The following is an 18,490-nucleotide window of genomic DNA, read 5'->3' as shown; positions in this document are numbered from 1 at the left end:
CGACAGATCCGGTTGGCGACACACTGGTATCGTGAACGAGATGTCGTCCAGCGCCCTGACAAGACTTGTCGCCGATCTCGGCGACATTCCCGTGGTGACCGACGCCAAAATCGTGCGGCGGCGCTCGCGCGATTTCTTCTGGTACAGCCCGGTGCTGAACGAGGCGCTCGAGGGCAAGTCGGCCGACCTGATCGCAGCCCCGCGTGACGAGGCCGATGTCGTCAGGATAGCTGCGGCCTGCGCCCGGCACCGCGTGCCGCTGACGGTGCGCGCCGGCGGTACCGGCAATTACGGCCAGGCGGTCCCGCTACAGGGCGGCGTGCTGCTCGACATCACGGCGCTGCAGACCATCGAATGGGCCAAGCCGGGCCTGCTGCGGGTCGGCGCCGGCGCCAAGATGAGTTCCATCGATGGCGAATTGCAGCCTTCGGGCTGGGAGCTGCGCATGCATCCCTCGACCAAGCGCACCGCCACCATCGGCGGATTTGTCGCCGGCGGATCGGGCGGCATCGGCTCGGTCAATTTCGGCGGCTTGCGGGAGCCCGGCAACATCCTGGCCGCGCGCATCGTCACCGTGGAAGAGGCGCCGCGGCTGATCGAGCTGCGCGGCGATGCGGCGCAAAAGATCAATCGCGCCTATGGCACCACCGGGATCATCACGGCGCTGGAAATGCCGTTGGCGCCGGTCTGGAACTGGATCGACGTCGTCGTCGTGTTCGATGAATTCATCGACGCCGTGGCCTTCGGCTACGAGGCCGCGCTGGCTGATGGCATCATCAAGAAATTGTTGTCTCCGATTACCTGGCCGCTGCCCTCTTATTTCGGCGCGCTGAAACCCTTTTGTCCGGAGGGTAAGAGCATCCTGATCGCGATGATCGCGGAACCCTCGCTGGAAAGCTTCAAATCCCTGCTTGGCGGCCGCGGCACGATCACGATGGAGATGCCGACCGACGACGGCCCCGGCAAGGTTCCGCTCTATGAATACACCTGGAACCACACCACCTTGCAGGTGCTCAAATCAGATCGTTCCGTGACTTATCTGCAATGCCTCTATCCGCATGACCGGCTGATGCAGAAAGTCGCCGAGATGCGCGAAATGTTTGCGGGAGAAGTGCTGCAGCACCTGGAATTCATCCGTTTCAACGGCCGCGTCACCTGCAGCGGCCTGCCGGTGGTGCGTTATACCGGCGCCGATCGATTGAACGAGATCATGCGGCTGCATGAGGAGCACGAGGTTTACATCGCCAACCCGCATGTCTTCACCGTCGAGGATGGCAGCCGCTACAAGCGGGTCGATGCCGACCAGCTTGGTTTCAAGCACGAGGTCGATCCCTACGGCCTGCTCAATCCCGGCAAGATGCGCAGTTTTGCGAGCACGAGACCCTGACGATCATGCGGGTGCTCTATGTGTATTGCCATCCGCTCGACGACAGCTTTCATGCCGCGATCCGGAGCCACGCGCTGGCGGGGCTGAAAGACGCGGGACACGACGTCGACCTGCTCGATCTCTACGCCGAGGATTTTGATCCCGTATTATCCGCCGAGCGGCGCCGCGACTACCATGATCCGGAAGCCAACCGCGCCAACAATCAGGCCTATGTCGAGATGATGGGTTTCGCGAAGGGCTCAACCCATCCTACGGACTAATCTTTGTCGGGCGCGGCAGCGATGGCTTCGATCTCGACCAGAAACTCCGGACGCGTAAATCCTTTCACGATCATCAGGGTCGAGGCCGGCGGCGTTCCCGGAAAATGCCGGTCACGTGACCGCATATAGTCCTGCATGTATTCGCGATCCGTCACATAGGCATTGAGGCGGATGATATCCGAAAGCCTCATGCGGTCTTCGGCGAGGATCGCGGCAATATTGGCAAAGCACCGATCGGCCTGGGCCTCGCAGCCGGCTGGAATGCTCTCGTCGGCGCCGATGCCGAGCTGGCCCGAGGTGAAGACCAGCCGCTGCCCAGCGGGCACCGCGATGCCATGGCTGTAGCGCCCAAAGGGAGGCCTGATCAAGGGGGGAGAAAGCACGCACACGGCAGTTGAGCCTCGATGCTGGAGCGAGAACGGAAAGCGGAACCGTTGGATACTAAATTGATCTTGCAGGCAGCGTCAGTTGTCAATTCTGGCAATTTGCCTGTTGTTCAGGCGAGACGGCGCCGTTTTAGGCGGCGCTCACGTGGCTGGTTTCCGTTGCCAAAAATGAGACGTATAGCTCGAATAAAAAATGCTTTCAGATGACAGTCGGCATGTGCATCTTGGCTCGGCCACGGCCGAGGATGACGGCGATCTCCCCACGGCGAAGTCGTCTGGTCTACGATCAGCCCGTTCTGAGATTGACTTTAGAAATTGACCTCAGAAATTGACTTGCGAACGGATGGCCGGCGAGGCAATTGGCACGAAAGCGAAATCGGAGCGAGAGGTGAGGCCGATGCTGATCGAGAATGCGATGGGTATCTTCACCGGGATGGCCGGAGAAGCGATGCGCACCCGCGGCGCGATCCGTGTCCGCGACGGGGTCATCGCCGCGATCGGCAGGCTCCAGGCCGAACCGGGTGAGCAACGGCTCGACGCCTGCGGCTGCGTGATCTATCCGGGCCTGATATCGACCCACCATCATCTTTTTCAAAGCGTGATGAAGGGCGTGCGCACGGCGATCAACCTGCCGCTGGCCGGCTGGCTGCGCTCGGTGCCCTATACCTATTGGTCTCATATAGACGAAGAGGCGCTGGCGGTCGCCGCCCGGATCGCGCTCGCCGAATTGCTGCTGTCGGGCACCACGACGGCTGCCGATCACCATTATCTCTTCAGCGACAGTTTCAGGTTCGATCCCGCCCACGTCATCTTCGAGGTCGCGCGCAGTCTGGGCATCCGCCTGGTATTCTGCCGCGGCGGCGCCACCAAGGGGCGCCACTTCGACACCGACGAGTTGGTGCCGATGCCGGTCGAGAGGCTCGAGCACATGCTGAAGTCAGTCGAAGTCTGCGCGCAGCGCTTCCATGACGCCTCGCCGGGCAGCCTTTCCCAGGTCGTGCTGGCGCCGACCACGCCGACATGGTCGCTCGAAGCAGGAGAACTGAAGGAGGTGATCGCCTCGGCGCGCCGCATGAAGCTGCGGTTGCACAGCCATCTCTCCGAAACTCATGAATATGTCGATTTTTGCCTGTCGGTCCACGGCAAGCGCCCGGTGCACTGGATCGCGGAGCACAACTGGCTCGGACCGGATGTGTGGTTCGCGCATCTGGTGCACCTGGATGACAGCGAAGTCCGGCTGCTGGCGTCGACCGGCACCGGCATGGCGCATTGCCCGCAGTCCAATTGCCGGCTCGGCTCCGGCGTCGCGCCCGCCGATGCGATGGCGCGGCTCGGCGGCGCGGTGTCGCTTGGCGTCGACGGCGCGGCCTCCAATGAGTCCGCCGACATGATCAGCGAGATGCATAGTTGCTGGCATACCCATCGGGCGCTCAAGGGCGCCGATGCGGTCACTGCGGAAGATGTCGTGCACTGGGCGACCGCGGGCGGCGCCCGCGTGCTGGGAAGGCCTGAGATCGGCACGCTGGCGCCGGGGCAGCAGGCCGACATCGCCATCTTCGATCTGGACCAGCCGCGGCATTTTGGCATGCACGATCCCCTGATCGCGCCGGTGACCTGCGCCGGCTCGGCCAGCCTTCGCTATCTCATGATCGGAGGCCGCCTCGTCGTCGAGAACGGCGCGATCCCCGGCCTCGATATTGCAAAACTGAGATCCGATGCGGCCCGCGTCGTAGCGAAGCTGGCCGCCTGACATCAGGAGAACATCATGCTCAATACCCGACAACCCCCTGCTGCATCTTCCAGTGCCCCGGCATGAACCGGCTTGAGCTGCGCCTGTAGGGCGGATTAGCATTGAAGCCGGGCCAGCATGGCCCAGCTTCAATGCGTAATCCGCCGTTAAGCGGCAACGCATCGTGCGGGTGAGTGAGCCGGCGGATTACGCCGATCGTGCCGCGCCATGCGCGGACCCGATCGGCTCCAATCCGCCCTACGGACTGTGCGTTTAGGCGGCTTTGCGATCGCCTCCGAGTATTCCATCGCCGAACCTTCGGTTACAGTGGGTGACGCCTCGGAGCCCACTGATGACCCCGGACATCCTCGTCAAGAACGTTGCGCTGTGGGGCACCGCGGGCCTCTCCGATCTCGGTATCGCCAACGGCCGCTTCGTCAGTATCGACCCGGCCGGCGCTCCCGCAACGGCAGCCCTCACGCTCGACGCCGAAGGCCGGCTCGCCGTTCCCGGCTTTGTCGAGCCGCACATCCACCTGGACAAGGCGCTGATCTCCGAGCGCGCGCCGGTCAATATCTCGGGCACGCTGACGGAAGCCATCGAAATTCTCTGGGAGATCAAACGCAATTATAAGGTCGAGGAAATCGCCGACCGCGCCTCGCGCGTGCTGGCCCGCGCGCTGGAAAACGGCATTTCGCGCCTGCGCACCCATGTCGACGTCGATCCGATCGGCGGCACGCGCCCGGCCGAAGGGTTGATCCGCGCCCGAGAACGCTTTCGCGAACTGATGGACATCCAGATCGCAGCCTTTCCGCAGGAAGGCATCGTCAAATCGTCCGGCACCGAAGCCTTGATGCGGGAGGTGATGAAGCGGGGCGTCGACGTCGTCGGCGGCATGCCGTTCAACGAAGAATCGCCGGCCGACAGCCGGCGCCATATCGAGATCGTGTTCGAGATCGCCCGGGAATTCGACGCCGATATCGACATGCATGTCGACGAGACCGACGATCCGCTGGCGCGAACCCTGGAAGTGCTGGCCGAACTGACCATCAAAAATGGCTGGCAGGGCCGCGTCACCGCCGGCCATACCTGTGCGCTGGCCAGCTACCCGCGCGACTACGCCGATCACGTGATCGGGCGCCTGCGCGAGGCCGACATCAACATGATCGCCAATCCCGCCACCAATCTGATGCTGCAAGGCCGCCTTGACGACTACCCCAAGCGCCGCGGCGTCACCCAGGTCAAGGAGCTGTTGGCGGCCGGCGTCAACGTCGCCTGTGGCCAGGACTGCGTGCATGACACGTTTTATCCCTTCGGCCAGAACGACCCGCTCGAAATCGCTTTCCTGTTGTGCCATGCCTCGCACATGAGTCGGCCGGCCGAAATTCACACGGTGATGGATATGGTCACGACCAACGGCGCCAGGGCATTGCGCGTTCCCGGTTTTGCCGTGACGGTCGGCACTGTTGCCGATCTGGTGGTGCTGGACGCCCGCGACGCGCGCGAGGCCCTCTCCACGCGATTGCCGCGCCGCTTTGTGATCCGGAAGGGAAAACTGATCGCCGAAAGCCATCTTGAGTCCCGCCGCAGCTTCGACATCCCTTCCATGCCGGCGCCCTGAAGGATTTCGGATTTGGATTTCCGCCAATTGCGTTATGCGCTGTCGGTCGCCAGGGAGCGCAGCTTCACCAAGGCGGCGCGGCGGCTCAATATTTCGCAGTCAGCCGTCAGCGAGCAGGTCAAACTGCTGGAACAAGAGATCGGCTTCGAATTGTTTCACCGCGGCTCCGGCGGCATCGAGACCACCGACCGCGGCCGCACCTTTCTGTACGAATCCGAACGGGTGATGAGCGATCTGCTCACGCTCTCGGATACGGCCCGGCGATTGCGCGGCGCGCTGCAGGACACGTTGACGATCGGCATGGGATCGGGCATGGCCCAGATCTTCATCCCGCGCCTGTTTGCCGATCTCAAGAGCAATCTGCCGGGCGTGCGGCTGGAAATAAAGACGGCGCCGACCAGCAACATCTTCAACGAACTTCACGAGGAGCGCATCGACGCCGGCATAGCCATTGAATCCGATCCGGATCGATTGCCGGCCGGACTGGTGTTCGACCGCCTGATCGACGCCGAGATGGCCCTGATCGCCCACCCCAAGCACGCGCTGGCGCGCTCGAAACCGCCCGTCGATATCGGTCGCCTGCTCGCCGAACCCTTCATCATGAGCGAATTGACGGTCGGCTACGGCCAGGTGGTGCTGTCGCTGTTCACCGACCTTGGCATCAAGCCCAACATCCTGGCGGTGGTCGACAATATCGAGACCATCAAGATCATCGTGCAGTCCGAAGGCGGCATCGCCATCGTGCCGCGCGCCTGCGCCGAAAATGAAGTCGCCCTCGGCCTGTTGAAGGCGCTCGCCATCGCCCCGGCCCGCAATGTCGCCTTCAGCCTGTTCCGCCGCCGCGAGCCGCTGTCGCGCCGCAAGGAGGCGGCGCTGCTGAAGGTAAGAGAGTTGCTGAAGGCTTAGTACACCCGAGTCCGAGCGTTTTCCATTGGTGTTCCCGGTTGACCAGGCGCTGATCGGATTTTCCGATGCTGCCATAGATAATCGGTTTTTGACTTGGGGCAATTCTCGGCCACATGGTGGTCCGGCGGCGGCGCAGGCCGCCGTTGACCGCTGTGGATGGACTAGACGACCGATTTCCTGGAACTGATCAGTTGTAGGATGGGTAGAATGACCAGATCGGACGCATGTCCGAACTGGTCACGAAACCCATCGCAGCGGCGGAAGTGGTGGGTTTCGCGAAGAGCTCAACCCACCCTACAACATCGACCTGTTATGATTCGCATCAAAGAAACGCTCGACTAGCATGTCCTCTCACTCCTCCGCCGCGCGGTTTCGCATCGGCATTGATACCGGCGGAACCTTCACCGACATCGTCTCGGTCGATACGCTCTCGGGCGCGACGCAGGTGACAAAGGTCGCGAGCACGCCGGCCAATCCCGCCATCGGCCTGGTGCGCGGCGTCAACGACATCCTGGCGCAGTCGGGCGCCGGGCCGGCCGATGTCGTGGGGCTCGCGCATGGCACGACGGTTGCGACCAACGCGCTGTTGCAGGGCGACATCCATTCGCTCGGCCTGATCGTCACGTCAGGATTTCGTCACATCCTGGAGATCGCGCGGCAGTCGGTGCCCGAAGGTTACGGCAATTCCTATTTCTGGGTGAAGCCGGACCGGCTGGTACCGCTGCGCCTGGTTTGCGAAGTCGGCGGCCGGATGGACTTCAAAGGCAACGAGCTGCGTCCGCTCGACGAGGCCATGGTGCGGGAAGCGGCGCGTTTCTTCCGCAGCCAGCAAATAGGCGCAATCGGCATCTGCCTGCTGCACTCCTACGCCAACGACCGCCACGAGCGCCGCGTTGCCGAGATCCTCGCCGAGGAATATCCGGAAGCGACCCTATCGCTGTCCTGCGTCGTGTTGCCGGAATATCGCGAATATGAGCGCGCGGTCACCACGCTGGTCGATGCGTTTGTAAAGCCCTATCTCGACCGCTATCTCAAGCGGGTGCACGACGAACTGGGAGCCCTGCAGCACACCCCCTTTCTGGTCATGCAGTCGAGCGGCGGCGTCGCCAGCGCCGAGCAGATCCTGCGCAAGCCGATCACCACGGCATTGTCGGGGCCGGCAGCCGGCGCGCTCGGCAGCGCCGTCATTGCCGAGGTCGCGGGCTTCCCCGATCTCGTCACGCTCGATGCCGGCGGGACCTCGACCGATTTCTGCCTGATCGAACAGGCAAAACCGCATCTGACCAATGGCGGCTCGGTCGGACCGTTTCCGGTTCGCATCCCGATGATCGACATCGAGACCATCGGCATCGGCGGCGGCTCGATTGCCTGGATCAGCCGGGAGGGACACCTCAAGGTAGGTCCGCGCAGCGCCGGCGCGGTGCCCGGGCCGATGTGCTATCCGAACGGCGGCGCTGAGCCCACCATCACCGACGCCAACCTGGTATTGGGGCGGATTCCACCGGCGCTGATCGGTGGCGGCATCGCGCTCGATGTCGGCCGCGCCCGCGGCGGCATCGCGGCGCTCGCCGCAAGATTGCCGGGCGGCATGAGCGTCGAGCAGCTCGCGGCCGGCATCATCGAGATTGCCAACTGGAGCCAGGCCAACGCGATCCGGCAGATGACGATCCAGCGCGGCATCGACCCGCGCACGTTTGCATTGTTGTCGTTCGGGGGCGCCGGGCCGGCGCAATCGCCGGCCGTGATGGATCTCCTGGGCATGAAGGCCTGCATCGTGCCGCCCAATCCCGGCAATCTCTCGGCCTTCGGCCTGCTGGCGGTCGACTGGCGCACCGATCACATCGTCACCAAGGTGATGCACGAGGAGGCCATCGATCTCACTGAGATCGCGACGCGTTACGCCGCGCTGGAGCGCGAGGCCGTGGCCACCTTGGAGCGCGATGGCATCGAGGCCTCGCGCATTCGCCTGGTTCGCGAGGCGGACGTGCGTTATGCCGGCCAGTCGATGGAGGTGCGCGTCACCGCGCCCGGCGGCGCCGTCGACGCCTCGTTCCTGAGCGGCCTGATCGGCGCCTTCAACGCCGCGCATTTCAGGACCTTCGGCTATGATTATGCCGGCCGGCAGAGGATCGAACTGGTCAATCTCTGCGTCTCCGGTTTCGGGCTGATCGAGCGGCCGCAGCTGCCGAGGCTCGCCGAGCGGACCGGCCATGTCGCGCCGAAATCGACCCGCCCGGTTTATTTCGGCATTCAATTCCAGGACACGCCGGTGTACGACCGCGCCTCGCTGCCATCAGGCGGCCGCGTCAACGGGCCTGCCGTGATCGAGGAATTCGGTTCCACCAGTGTGGTATTTCCCGGCCAAGTGGCCGAGGTCGATCCGCATGGTATCCTTGTGATCCGGCCGACGGTCTCATCGCAGGAGACGTTACGATGAACGCGCATTCGCCCGCACATCCCTGGCCGACCGCGCCGCTGCGCCAGGCTGAAAGCGTCGATCCGATCGTGCTGCAGATCGTCGAAGGCACGCTGAATTCGATCGAGGCCGAGATCGAATATGCCATCGAGCGCACAGCGCGCAGCCCGATGATCCGCGAGGCCCATGATTTCCGGGTCGGGCTGTTCGACCGCTATTGCCGCAAGCTGACCGGGCGTTCCTATTCGGCGATGCCGAACGCGGTGGTGCGGGACTTTCCGCCTGATACGATGAAGCCCGGCGACGTGTTCCTGATGAACGATACCTACCTGACGGAAGGCTCGATCGGGCATCTGCCCGATCTCTGCAGCACGGTGCCGGTATTTCACCAAGGTGATGTCGTCGCCTACATCCAGGCCTTCGGCCATCACGACGACGTTGGCGGCCGGGTGCCGGGCTCGATGCCGGGCACGGCGGCGACCGTGTTCGAGGAGGGCATCTCGATCCCGCCGGTGAAAATCTACAGCGCGGGTGTCCGCAATGACGCGGTGTTCACCATCGTCAGGCGCAACACAAGGGTGCCGGAAATGCTGTCGGCCGATCTCGACAGCGAGATCCAGGCCTGCCTGATGGGCGCGCGCCGCATGGGCGGCCTGTTCGAACGTTTTGGCAAGGAGCAGGTCGAGGCCTGCTTCCAGGCCATCCTCGACAAATGCCGCGACATCTACCGCAACGAGCTCATGGCAAAAATCGCCGACGGCGAATATGCCTGGGAAGATTACGTCGAGCATGACGGCATCACCGATCCCAAGCTGCACAGAATAGCGCTCAAGATGACCAAGAAGGGCGACAAAATCACGCTCGATTTCAACGGCACCGATCCGCAATCATCGGGCCCGATCAACTGGCCGGCCGACTACGCCGACGGCGCCTTCCTGGTCAAATGGATCGCGCCGATCCTGCGCAATCTCGCCGATACGCCCGAACGCGCGGCCGAGATCCACGTCAATGAAGGCGTCTGCGAGGTCTTCGAGGTGATCTTTCCGCCGAAGGGCACGCTGATCACGCCGGAATGGCCCGCCGCCACCAATGCGCGGTCCTTTGTGCTGCTGCGCTGCCTCGGCCTGTTGGCCGGCGTGGTGGCGCAAGCGGTCGACGGCCGCATGCCGGCCGATCAGGAGACCATCCGCTATACCGGTTTTTTCGGGACTGATTTGGACGGCAAGCCGTTTTTGTCGCGCGAGGTGCTCGGCGGCGGTTCCGGCGGCCGCTATTATGCTGACGGCAATGACGCCATCCACATCGTGCCGGACTCGCGCAATCAGCCGGCGGAATTCACCGAGACGCGATTTCCGCTCTTGGTGGAGAAACTGGCGCTACGCACCGACTCCGGTGGGGCCGGCCTGCGCCGCGGCGGGCAGGGCTATGAAAAACACTATCGCGCGCTGGTCGATTGCCGCACCATCGTCACCGCGGACCGGGTCCGGCTCGGCTGCTATGGCCTGAACGGCGGCAAGGCCGGGCAGCCGTTCTGCGTCACAGTCGATGCTGAAGGTGAAAGCTATGACCTCGGCGGCCTGGTCGATGGCGAGCCCGTGCTGAAAGGGCAGGTGGTCCGGGTGGTGACGACCGGCGGCGGCGGCTGGGGCGATCCGCTCAAGCGCGAACCGGAGCTGGTGCTGCGCGATGTCGTCGAGAACAGGGTCTCGCTTGCCAGCGCGGAAGCCGACTATGGCGTCGTGTTCGCGGCCGAAAGCGCTGCCGGCCAGCCCGCGATCGACGAGGCAGCGACAAAACAACGCCGGGCCGAGTTGGCGAAGATGCGAATTAACACGCCCGGCATGATTGACCGCGGCGAGGGCTATGAAAAGATGCTGCGCGGCGAATGCGAGCCGCGCATGCGAAACACTTAGCAGATCGATTCCATGACACCGATCGGTTCAGGCCACGAGCGCCGCTCTCTCGCTCCCTCTCCCGCAAGCGCGGAAAAGGGAGCGCAGCATCGCAAGGTTTTTCCCGTCATTGCGGACCAACGGGTCGCGCGTACGCGCGCCCGATGATAGCCTCCGCGAAGCATCCAGCTTTGGCGCCGGAAAAAAAGCTGGATTGCTTCGTCGCAAGTGCTCCTCGCAATGACGTGGTTAGGATAAATTGATCCGATGCAAGTGGGAATTGCTCGAGCGATCAAAGAACACCCGATGGAGATTGAATAATGGCGATCGAAGTTGCGAAGGTCGAACTGAAGACCGTTCAGGATGCAAGTGGCCTCGAAGGATTGATTGCGGCCGGAAAGTTCAAAGCCGACGAGGTGATCGCGGTGATCGGCAAGACCGAGGGCAATGGCGGCGTCAATGATTTCACCCGCATTCTGGCCGATCAGGCCTTTCGAAAGGTATTGCTCAAGCACGGCACCCGCTCCGAAGCCGCCATTCACACCATCCCGATGGTCTGGTCCGGCGGCTGCGACGGCGTCATCACGCCGCATGCCACGATCTTCGCGCGCAACGACAAGACCGGCCCGGCCGATCAGTCGCGCCTTGTCATCGGCACCGCGCTGAGCGCGGAGCTCTTGCCCGAGGACATCGGCCGTCCCGCGATGGTCCAGAAGGTCGCCGACGCCGTCAAGGCGGCGATGCAGGATGCCGGGATTACCGATCCCAGGGATGTGCACTACGTCCAGACCAAGACGCCGCTTCTGACCATCGATTCCGTGCGCGATGCGGAATCCCGTCACCAGACGCTGGCCTGCGAGGTCCATGACTCCATGGGCGTCTCCAACGGCACCACCGCGCTCGGCATTGCCGTGGCGCTGGGCGAGGTGCCGATGCCCAGGGCCGAACAGATCTGCCGGGATCTCGATCTCTACTCATCGGTGGCGTCCTGCTCTTCCGGCGTGGAACTGACCCAGGCGCAGATCGTGCTGCTCGGCAACAAGGCCGGCGCCGGCGGCCGTTACCGCATCGGCCACGCCGTGATGCGCGACGCGCTCGATATCGACGGCATCTACGATTCCATTCGCAATGCCGGCCTGGAATTGCCGGAACGGCCGCGCTCGGAAGACCTCAAGGGCCGCGTCGTCAACTGCTTCATGAAGTGCGAGGCCGACCGCAGGGGCACGCTGCGCGGCCGGCGCCAGATCATGCTCGATGATTCCGATGTCCACCATCACCGCCATGCCAAGGCGGCGGTGGGCGGCGTGGCGGCGCTGGCGATCGGCGATCCCGCCGTGTTCGTGTCCGTCGATGCCATGCACCAGGGCCCGCATGGCGGCGGCCCCGTCATCGCCATCGTCGAGCTCGACGCGTAGACCAGCGTTTCCTAAATGCAAATCATATGGAAGCTTGCGATGCTGCGCTCCCTCTCCCGCACTTCGCGGGGGAGGGCTGGGGTGGGGGATGCTCCGGGCGAAAATCCATCGATCGGGTATCGCGGCCACACACGTAAGCAACACCGCCGATGCCGCGCCCCCACCCCACCCTCCCCCGCGAAGAGCGGGAGAGGGAGCGAGAGGCCAATGCTGGTGGCCCGAAGGTGGCGAACTAAAACCGGCACGTTCCTTGCTCGGATTTGCCGGCCGATGCCGTAACGGAATGACCGGAGCGGGACGATGAAATCGCTCATTCGCACCATCTGCGCCGTCGCCATGCTGGCGCTGGGTTCCGCGTCGGATCAGGCGCTGGCGCAGGACAAGGTTTCGGTCGGGGTATTCCCGGTCAGCTCGTCGCTGCCGTATTTCGTCGCGTTGGAGCGCGGGTTCTTCAGGGAACAAAACATCGAACCCGAAATGACAAAGCTGATGGGCGGTCCGCCGAATGTCGCGGCGATGATGACCAACCAGATCGAGGTCTCGGCGGTGCTGGTGACGCTCGAAGGCCTCAACGCCGATGTGAAGAAGCCGGGCGTGGCGATGTACATCGCGCTCAACAGCCAGACCAAGATTTTCAAGATGGAGCAGTTCGTGGTCCGCAACGGTTTCAAGGCGGAGACCATCGCCGACCTCAAAGGTGCAAGACTGATGTCGGCGCCGGGGCCGGCCAATCTCAACACCGCCAAGGCCATCCTGGCCAAGAACGGGCTCAAGGACGGCGACTACACCATCGACCAGCTCGATATGAGCCAACAAATCAACGCCATGACGGCCGGTACGTTTGACGGCGGCTAAGTAACGGAGACAGACATGACCGACAACCTCTGCCGCAAGACCGCCGTCGAACTGGCAGCGCTGATCGCGACCAGGGCGGTGAGCCCGGTCGAGGTGCTCGACGCTCATCTCGCCACCATCGCCCGCCTCAATCCCGCCCTCAATGCCATCGTCACGCTGGTGGCCGATGCCGCGCGCGCCCTGGCCAAAGATGCCGAGGCGGCGGTAATGCGCGGCGACGCACTGGGCGCGCTGCACGGGCTGCCGATAGGGATCAAGGACGTGACGCCGACCGCCGGTATCCGCACCACCTACGGTTCACCGCGCTTCAAGGACAACGTTCCGACCGAAGATGCCGAAGCGGTACGACGCCTCAAGGCCGCCGGCGCCATCGTGCTCGGCAAGACCAACACGCCGGAATTTGCCGCCGGCGCCAATACCTTCAACGACGTGTTCGGCGTCACCCGCAATCCCTGGAACCCGGCGCTGAGTCCTTCGGGTTCTTCCGGCGGATCGGCGGTCGCGGTCGCGACCGGCATGGTGCCGCTGGCGCAGGGCACCGATTTCGGCTGCTCGATCCGGATGCCGGCCTCCTTCTGCGGCATTGTCGGCATCCGGCCGACGCCGGGGCTGACGCCGAACTGGCCGATGCCCTTGGCCTGGGACCCCGGCCAGGTTCACGGGCCGCTGGCGCGCACCGCCGATGATGCCGCGCTGATGCTGGACGCGCTGGTGGGCTTCAGCCTGATCTCGCCGATTTCGGTGGCGCCGCCCTGGAAGAGCGCCCGCGCCATCGTCAGGGAAGCCCGGGACTTAAAGGGCCTGCGCATCGCCTATGTCTCCGACATCGCCGGCATCGGGGTCGAGCCGGAGATCGACGAGATCTGCCGGGCAACGGCCATGTCGCTGCGCGACGCCGGCGCCAGTGTGGAGGAGACGGCGTTCGATATTTCCGATGGCAAGTCGCCCTATCAGGCATGGCGCGGACTCTGGATGGTCGGCCAGCAATTTGCCAACCTCGATCAACTGGAAGAGTTCGGCGTCAATCTCAAAGGCAACGTCAAGGCGGGCCTGAAAGTAACGCCATTGGATTTTGCCGCCTCCGAACAGAAGCGCGCGCAGCTGTTCCAGCGCTTTGCCAGGTTCTTCGAGCAATACGACCTCCTGATCGCGCCGCAATCGCCGGTCAAGCAGTTTCCGGTCGAGATGAATTTTCCGACTGACATCAACGGCAAGAATCTCGACAACTACACCGACTGGATCGCCGGCTCGTTCCTGATCACGCTGATGAGCCTGCCCGGCGGCAGCGTGCCCGCGGGCAAGACCAGCGATGGCCTGCCGGTCGGAATCCAGATCGTCGGTCCGCGCTTCGAGGAGCCTAAGATCCTGTCGGCCATGAAGATCGTGCAGCAGACCCATCCGATCGGCTGGCCGCCTCATGCCTGAGCGTTTCAGAGCGGGCAGCGCGGCTTCCCTGTCGACCTCTCCCGCGCGCGGCAAGAACTTGGATGTCAGTTAACAAAACCTTTCCCCTTGGCGTTGCTTGAACCGTCGTGGCGCCATTTGAGCAATAGTTCTTAAGAATTGTCCCCTATCTTCAGGAAAGATGATCGTGTCGAAGCGGGTTCCTCGAGTGCCCAAACTCGGCAGACGCAAGGTCAAGCGGATTTGCCTGTTTTGCAACCCGGTCTTGTCATTGTGGGGCCGGGATGCGCCGTGGGTTGAATGCTCCATCACCGACCTTTCGGCGAGCGGCGTCTGGCCCGTGTTCACCAAAGGGATTGCATCGTGTCCATCGAAAAGTTTCTCAAACAGCGAGCCGTCAATATCACTGTGGGTGGGAGCTACACCCTGCCAAATTGGTATGACCCACAGGGAAAACTACGCACCTTCGAGTGCCGAACCACCCGCATCTCGCCGTTTCGGATGATGATCCTCGTGCCGGTCGTCGGCAAGGTCGGCGATCGCCTCACCTCATATTTCCGCGATTTTGGCAAGTATGACGGGCTCATCAGCGACACCAAGGCCGATAGCTTCCTGCTCGAGTTGGAGATGACCCGGTCCATGCGCGCCAACCTCGCGAGCAAGCTGACTTGGCTGGAAAAGAAGCAGAAGGAGCCCAGCATCCCCGACTTGAGGAGGGATGCACGCATTATCCCGCCAAGCCCGCATTCGACTCTCGCGTTGGCCGACGGCACCATCCTTGGGTGCTTGGTCATCGACATGTCGGTCTCCGGTGTCTCGGTCTCCTCTCAATTGCAGCCAAAAATTGGAACGCCGCTCGGCGTCGGAGCCTGCATCGGCCGCGTCGTCAGACCTTTGCCCGATGGCTTTGCAGTCAAGTTCGTCGAGCGGCAGGACCGCAACGATCTTGCCCGGCTCATTGTCCGACCGCCATTACCGTCTGTGGCGGGCGGTGCAAGGGCTGCACCCGACTTCGATGACGCGGACGTCGTGCCCGAGGGCACTGCCTTTGTTGGCAGCTGATGTCTGCAATGGCAGGGATGCAAACCTTAAAACCTGCGCGGCGCGAGATCCGGGACTTCCTCCTCGCGGTGGTCCCGCAGATTGCGGCGCTCATGCGGGCTAGTGGCTTGGAAAATTGGTTTCATGGAATCACTCCACCAGTCTGAGCCGCGGCATGTCGCGCCGCGAATGCGGCGAGTGACGTCGGCGCGCGGCCGAGCAGCCAGGTGAGCACGTTGGCATTGCCCTTGAGGCCGTCGCGGGCATAGCTGAGAAACATTTTTGTCAGGGTCTCGCGCGCAAAATCGTCCAGGCCGGTGGCGTGGGCGCGATGGTCCCAGGCCTCGACGGATTCCGCCACTGCGCGAACCTCTTTCTTCAGCACCCGCCCGAAGTTCTCGGCGATCTCGACCTGGCTGAGCGGGGGCGTGCCGACCAGCTCATATGTCGCCCCCGAATGGCCTGCGCTGGTCAGCACCAGCGCCGCAGCCTCGGCGACGTCCTCGAGATCGACCAGGCTGAGCCGCGTCGCAACAGGATAGGGCACGCGATAGATGCCGTCGCGCGCCATGCGGTCCCATTCGGCGAGGCTGTTCTGCATATAGGCGGTCGGCTGCAGGATGGTGAAATCCAGCGCAGAGGCCAACAGCATCTCCTCCACCCGCAGCTTGTTCCAGTGATGCGGCATGGCTTCGATCTGCGGGTGCAGCACCGAGTGATAGACGAGGCGAGGACGGCCCGAGGCGGTTGCGGTTGCGGCTGCAACGAGGACGGTTGCGAAAGCAATCTCGTGCGGGCTGACATTGGGACAGATGTGATAGATCGCCTCTGTTCCCTGGACGGCCCGGGACAGGGCGGCAGCGTCATCCATCGCGCCTGCGGCCACCTCGCGAACGCCGATGGTCCTCAGCACGGCCTCATGCGCTGCGCCGCGGACAAAGGCCCGCACCGCCGCGCCGCGTGCGACCAGCACCTTGATGACCGCCTTGCCGGTCTTGCCGCCGGCGCCAGTGACCAGGATCATATGAAACTCCGCGAGTTGCGTGATCGCCGTTTGCCGTCATTGCGAGGAGCCCTTGCGACGAAGCAATCGTGTGCCGTGGAAAGGCACAATTCTCTTGCGACGAAGCAATCGTGTGCCGTGGAAAGGCACAATTCTTGAGAGGGTGCAAGTCCCTCCCGGCAAGGGTCGCTCCGGCCGGTAGCAATCGGAGCAGGCGGGGAGGCAACGAGCCGTCTGAAGCCTTCGATGGAAAGGATCGTTTAGCGATCCCGCGAGTGTGCGGGCTGTAATGGGAGTAAACGTCGAGCAGGCCTCGAAAAATAGCGATGTGGAGGCTGACCTGGCGATTGCACAGGGAAAGCTGCCACTGCTGGGGAAGAGAGCGACAGGCACCCAGCAGCTCCACCGGGGTAGTGACGACGGCACGCACACAACGAGAATTGGGGCAACACGGGAGACCCCATCGCGTGGTCTGAAGCGAAAGACCAACCGGAGACCTGTGAAGGTCAGACCGGGCGCGGTGGGGAGTCGGATGGGCTCGTAGTACTGAAGAGGCCGGGTAATGCCGGCGGAGGGAAGGAGCCCTGGTTCAAGTCGATGTGGAAAGTGGTGAAGGAGGGGAGATTGGGTAACCTGGAAACTCCACCAAGTGTTCGGAAGCTGCAGACTGCATTACATGCGAAAGCGAAGGCAGAACCCGAGTATCGGTTCTATCTTCTATACGATAAGGTGTACCGCGCGGACGTTCTGAGCTTCGCCTACGCCAGATGCAAAGCCAATGGCGGCGCGGCTGGGGTGGATGGCCAGACGTTCGATGACATCGAGGCGTATGGAAGCCAAGATCGGGCATCCGAGGATCGCAAGAGCCCGGATATTGAAACCGACTGGAACCCATGGCTCGAGGAACTGGCGCGAGAACTCAGGGACAAGACTTACCGACCGCAAGCGGTCAGACGGGTCTTTATTCCGAAGCCGAACAGCAAGAAAATGCGACCTCTGGGGATCGCGACGATACGCGACCGGGTTGTTCAGACGGCGGCGATGCTGGTGCTTGAGCCAATCTTCGAAGCCGATCTGCAACCGGAACAACATGCGTACCGCGCTGGCGTGAGTGCGCTAGACGCGGTCAAGTCCGTGCACCGCCTGATCAATACCGGGTACACGGACGTGGTCGACGCTGATCTGCGTGGCTACTTCGATGAGATTCCGCACGGACCACTGATGAAATCGGTGGCGCGCCGGATCACCGACCGCCAGATCCTTCACCTGATCAAGGTGTGGATCGAAGCACCGGTGGAACAGACGGACGATCGCGGAGCAAAGCATCGAACCACGCATAATCGGGACCAGCATCGCGGCATCCCGCAAGGCTCCCCGATCTCCCCGCTGCTGGCGAACCTGTATATGCGACGGCTGGTGTTGTGGTGGAAACAATCAGGTACGCAGAGGCGGCTCAAAGCCGCCATCGTCAACTACGCCGACGACCTGGTGATCTGCTGCAGGGGTACGGCCGATCTCGCCATGCAGACGCTGCGAGAGGTAACCAAGAAACTGCAACTGGAGGTTAACGAAGACAAGACTCGCATCTGCCGTGTACCGGAAAGAAGCTTCGACTTCCTGGGCTACACGTTCGGGCGATGTTATTCCCGCAAGACCGGGAAGGCCTATCTCGGCACGACGCCATCAAAGAAGAGCATCAAGCGAATCTGCGATACGATCCATACCGAGACGGGCCGACATACGATGACGCAATCAGCCGAGAGATTGGTGAAGAAACTCAACGCCAAACTGAGCGGATGGGCGAACTACTTCCGCCTCGGGCCGGTATCCCCGGCCTATCAGGCGATCGACGCCCACACCCGCCATCGGCTGCGCCAGTGGTTATGCAGAAAGCACCGCGACAAGGGAAAAGGGACTCCACGCTACCCTGACCAGTACCTCTACGAGACATTGAGGCTGGTCCGACTGCCGGGGCTGACGCGCGACCTGCCGAGGGCGAAGGCATGAGCGCTTGTCCGAGAGCCGGATGCGTTAAAGGCGCAAGTCCGGTTCGATGAGGGGGGTGTGGAAACAAGAACCACGGTCCAGCCGCTAAGGCACCGCCAAACGAAAGGGGCGGTAACAGATATGCTGGGCCTAAAGTTCACTGCGCCACACTCCTACTCTACCAGCTTT

14 protein-coding genes are annotated in these 18,490 nt (G+C 63.0%); 12 read left to right on the top strand and 2 right to left on the bottom strand.

What is annotated here, in order from left to right; translation table 11 throughout:
• Positions 1–40 precede the first annotated feature (40 nt).
• A complete protein-coding gene (locus tag ABSG20_RS00975) occupies positions 41–1,387 on the top strand; it encodes an FAD-binding oxidoreductase (protein ID WP_423862603.1) in 1,347 nt (448 codons plus the stop codon).
• Positions 1,388–1,392: 5 nt separating this feature from the next.
• Positions 1,393–1,647, top strand: coding sequence for an NAD(P)H-dependent oxidoreductase (locus ABSG20_RS00970; RefSeq protein WP_423862602.1), 255 nt, complete (start codon positions 1,393–1,395; stop codon positions 1,645–1,647).
• Here the strand turns inward: ABSG20_RS00970 and ABSG20_RS00965 are convergent.
• Entirely contained in the window at positions 1,644–2,015 is a 372-nt protein-coding gene (locus ABSG20_RS00965; RefSeq protein WP_423862601.1) for a RidA family protein, read from the bottom strand. The two genes, ABSG20_RS00970 and ABSG20_RS00965, sit on opposite strands and share 4 nt — an antisense overlap.
• Before the next feature lie 415 nt (positions 2,016–2,430).
• Between ABSG20_RS00965 and ABSG20_RS00960 the strand changes: the two genes are divergently transcribed.
• The 9 genes from ABSG20_RS00960 to ABSG20_RS00920 all read left to right on the top strand — a co-directional run bounded on the left by ABSG20_RS00960 (position 2,431) and on the right by ABSG20_RS00920 (position 15,333).
• Entirely contained in the window at positions 2,431–3,783 is a 1,353-nt protein-coding gene (locus tag ABSG20_RS00960; RefSeq protein WP_423862600.1) for an amidohydrolase family protein, read from the top strand.
• A 331-nt stretch (positions 3,784–4,114) separates the two neighbouring features.
• Positions 4,115–5,383, top strand: coding sequence for an amidohydrolase family protein (locus ABSG20_RS00955; RefSeq protein WP_423862599.1), 1,269 nt, complete (start codon positions 4,115–4,117; stop codon positions 5,381–5,383).
• Between the two features lie 12 nt (positions 5,384–5,395).
• Positions 5,396–6,289 carry a LysR family transcriptional regulator gene (locus tag ABSG20_RS00950; RefSeq protein ID WP_423862598.1) on the top strand — a complete coding sequence of 298 codons (894 nt, stop codon included), beginning with the start codon at positions 5,396–5,398 and terminating at the stop codon, positions 6,287–6,289.
• A 343-nt stretch (positions 6,290–6,632) separates the two neighbouring features.
• Positions 6,633–8,726: a hydantoinase/oxoprolinase family protein gene (locus ABSG20_RS00945; RefSeq protein WP_423862597.1), complete on the top strand. Its 2,094-nt coding sequence runs from the start codon at positions 6,633–6,635 to the stop codon at positions 8,724–8,726.
• The gene (locus tag ABSG20_RS00940) at positions 8,723–10,618 is read left to right on the top strand and encodes a hydantoinase B/oxoprolinase family protein (RefSeq protein WP_423862596.1); all 1,896 of its coding nucleotides are present in this window, start codon (positions 8,723–8,725) and stop codon (positions 10,616–10,618) included. Before ABSG20_RS00945 ends, ABSG20_RS00940 begins: the two co-directional genes overlap by 4 nt.
• A 299-nt stretch (positions 10,619–10,917) precedes the next feature.
• Positions 10,918–12,012 (top strand): cyanuric acid amidohydrolase, encoded by a 1,095-nt coding sequence (gene atzD / locus ABSG20_RS00935; protein WP_423862595.1) that lies wholly within the window; start codon positions 10,918–10,920, stop codon positions 12,010–12,012.
• Between the two features lie 300 nt (positions 12,013–12,312).
• Positions 12,313–12,867, top strand: coding sequence for an ABC transporter substrate-binding protein (locus ABSG20_RS00930; protein WP_423862594.1), 555 nt, complete (start codon positions 12,313–12,315; stop codon positions 12,865–12,867).
• Positions 12,868–12,882: 15 nt separating this feature from the next.
• Positions 12,883–14,292: an amidase gene (locus ABSG20_RS00925; protein ID WP_423862593.1), complete on the top strand. Its 1,410-nt coding sequence runs from the start codon at positions 12,883–12,885 to the stop codon at positions 14,290–14,292.
• Between the two features lie 342 nt (positions 14,293–14,634).
• The gene (locus tag ABSG20_RS00920; RefSeq protein ID WP_423862592.1) at positions 14,635–15,333 is read left to right on the top strand and encodes a PilZ domain-containing protein; all 699 of its coding nucleotides are present in this window, start codon (positions 14,635–14,637) and stop codon (positions 15,331–15,333) included.
• 121 nt (positions 15,334–15,454) lie between these two features.
• Here ABSG20_RS00920 and ABSG20_RS00915 read toward each other — a convergent pair whose 3' ends face one another.
• Positions 15,455–16,336: an SDR family oxidoreductase gene (locus tag ABSG20_RS00915; RefSeq protein WP_423862591.1), complete on the bottom strand. Its 882-nt coding sequence runs from the start codon at positions 16,334–16,336 to the stop codon at positions 15,455–15,457.
• 603 nt (positions 16,337–16,939) lie between these two features.
• Here ABSG20_RS00915 and ltrA point away from each other — a divergent pair.
• Positions 16,940–18,322, top strand: a complete 1,383-nt coding sequence (gene ltrA, locus ABSG20_RS00910; RefSeq protein ID WP_423862590.1) for a group II intron reverse transcriptase/maturase — start codon at positions 16,940–16,942, stop codon at positions 18,320–18,322.
• The last annotated feature ends 168 nt before the right edge of the window (positions 18,323–18,490 follow it).

This window comes from Bradyrhizobium sp., assembly GCF_049512235.1.
GTDB lineage: Bacteria > Pseudomonadota > Alphaproteobacteria > Rhizobiales > Xanthobacteraceae > Bradyrhizobium.
The sequence above is the reverse complement of the archived record's forward strand: the minus strand, read 5'-3'. Positions and strand labels throughout refer to the sequence as shown.

What these genes read in the sequence shown, in the direction of transcription:
- ABSG20_RS00930 (WP_423862594.1), top strand. Translation starts at nt 12,313, where the DNA reads ATGAAATCGCTCATTCGCACCATCTGCGCCGTCGCCATGCTGGCGCTG.
- atzD (WP_423862595.1), top strand. Translation starts at nt 10,918, where the DNA reads ATGGCGATCGAAGTTGCGAAGGTCGAACTGAAGACCGTTCAGGATGCA.
- ABSG20_RS00945 (WP_423862597.1), top strand. Translation starts at nt 6,633, where the DNA reads ATGTCCTCTCACTCCTCCGCCGCGCGGTTTCGCATCGGCATTGATACC.
- ABSG20_RS00915 (WP_423862591.1), bottom strand. Translation starts at nt 16,336, where the DNA reads ATGATCCTGGTCACTGGCGCCGGCGGCAAGACCGGCAAGGCGGTCATC.
- ABSG20_RS00960 (WP_423862600.1), top strand. Translation starts at nt 2,431, where the DNA reads ATGCTGATCGAGAATGCGATGGGTATCTTCACCGGGATGGCCGGAGAA.
- ABSG20_RS00975 (WP_423862603.1), top strand. Translation starts at nt 41, where the DNA reads ATGTCGTCCAGCGCCCTGACAAGACTTGTCGCCGATCTCGGCGACATT.
- ABSG20_RS00925 (WP_423862593.1), top strand. Translation starts at nt 12,883, where the DNA reads ATGACCGACAACCTCTGCCGCAAGACCGCCGTCGAACTGGCAGCGCTG.
- ABSG20_RS00955 (WP_423862599.1), top strand. Translation starts at nt 4,115, where the DNA reads ATGACCCCGGACATCCTCGTCAAGAACGTTGCGCTGTGGGGCACCGCG.
- ABSG20_RS00970 (WP_423862602.1), top strand. Translation starts at nt 1,393, where the DNA reads ATGCGGGTGCTCTATGTGTATTGCCATCCGCTCGACGACAGCTTTCAT.
- ABSG20_RS00940 (WP_423862596.1), top strand. Translation starts at nt 8,723, where the DNA reads ATGAACGCGCATTCGCCCGCACATCCCTGGCCGACCGCGCCGCTGCGC.